Raw genomic sequence first — 1,209 nt, 5'->3', positions numbered from 1 at the left:
ACTTTAGCCTTCATGCCGCAGACCAACATGGCAAGGCAATACTTAAAAGTCAGTTACTCGATCTTAATTACTAATCTCATACTCGTTTTTTATACGGGGCAATTCCTCATATGTACTGATTGCTTTAACTGCACCGCTTAGATCATTTTTACCATTAAAGCTATGCTTAACAGCAATGACATCACAGCCACTAGATTTACCAGCACGAATACCCGCTGTGGAATCTTCAAACACAATTGTTTGGCCAGGTGAAGCCGCTAATCTACCAAGAGCTAAAGTATAGGCTTCAGGATCCGGTTTATGCTTAGTTACATGCTCCTGTGTGATAACAAGGTCAAAAGCATTCTCTAGCTGCAACGAGGTTAAAATATTATCAACCATCCATGTTGCTGCTGAACTAACAACTCCACACTTTTTCCCTGCTAGTTTTAACTGTTCTATGTAAGCCTTAGCCCCAACATTTAGCTCAAGACCATCATTGAGCATCTGTTCGTAATGAGCTCGAAAGTGGTAATTAAACTCTTCTAAGTCAGGAGCAATATTAGCATTTTCAAAAAAGTGACCCGTTACAACCTGCCAACTTTCCCCCATAACATCTTTGTAAATGTTGTGGTCTACGTGTGCGCCATAATCTAAACAAGCTAATGCTAACGCTTTGCCCTTTAAAGGCTCTGAATTTACTAATGTTCCGTCCATATCGAACAGATAAACTTCGTAATCTTTCAATTCACTCTCCATGTTAGATTTTTCAATCTCGTATAAGCCTAGTTAACCAGTGAAAAAAACAATGCAACCAAACTAATATGACTACCTTACCCACAAAAGCCGACCATTACAAAAGTGCCGAGCGTTTTGGAATCCAGTTAAACAATCTATTAGGTGATGGCTACGATAGTAGGCAATAAAGTAGTGGCAACAAACTAGCGAGCAATAAGCTGTGCCCAACAGACGTACTCTCTAATTTTGTCACAATGGTTGATTTAGCAGACTCGTTTTCAATTAACGAACTAGCAGAAACGCCAGCCATGTTACTAGGGTCACTATATCCGACCTTAAGACCGGAAAAAGACAAAAGTGAACCCAGAGCAAGAAGAATTAGCATTGAATAGAACGCATAATCACTAGAAAATGCTAGTTTCAAATAGCCTGTGAAATACTCGAAAGTAACTACAATTAGCAGTGCTAATAAATTTGATAGCACTATCAACC

At 39.2% G+C, this 1,209-nt stretch carries 2 protein-coding genes; both read right to left on the bottom strand.

Features of this window, described 5'->3' with window-relative positions; genetic code table 11:
- Positions 1-63: 63 nt before the first annotated feature.
- Complete coding sequence (locus AB4496_RS29425) at positions 64-738, bottom strand: HAD family phosphatase (RefSeq protein ID WP_017103061.1); 675 nt, start codon at positions 736-738, stop codon at positions 64-66.
- 148 nt (positions 739-886) lie between these two features.
- The gene (locus AB4496_RS29420) at positions 887-1,207 is read right to left on the bottom strand and encodes a hypothetical protein (RefSeq protein ID WP_372133669.1); all 321 of its coding nucleotides are present in this window, start codon (positions 1,205-1,207) and stop codon (positions 887-889) included.
- Between the last annotated feature and the right edge of the window lie 2 nt (positions 1,208-1,209).

This window comes from Vibrio sp. 10N.222.46.A1, from assembly GCF_041473595.1.
Classification (GTDB): Bacteria; Pseudomonadota; Gammaproteobacteria; order Enterobacterales; family Vibrionaceae; genus Vibrio; species Vibrio tasmaniensis_A.
The sequence above is the reverse complement of the archived record's forward strand: the minus strand, read 5'-3'. Positions and strand labels throughout refer to the sequence as shown.

Excerpts from the sequence above, each read along its gene's own strand:
- AB4496_RS29425 (WP_017103061.1), bottom strand. The coding sequence starts at position 738 with ATGGAGAGTGAATTGAAAGATTACGAAGTTTATCTGTTCGATATGGAC.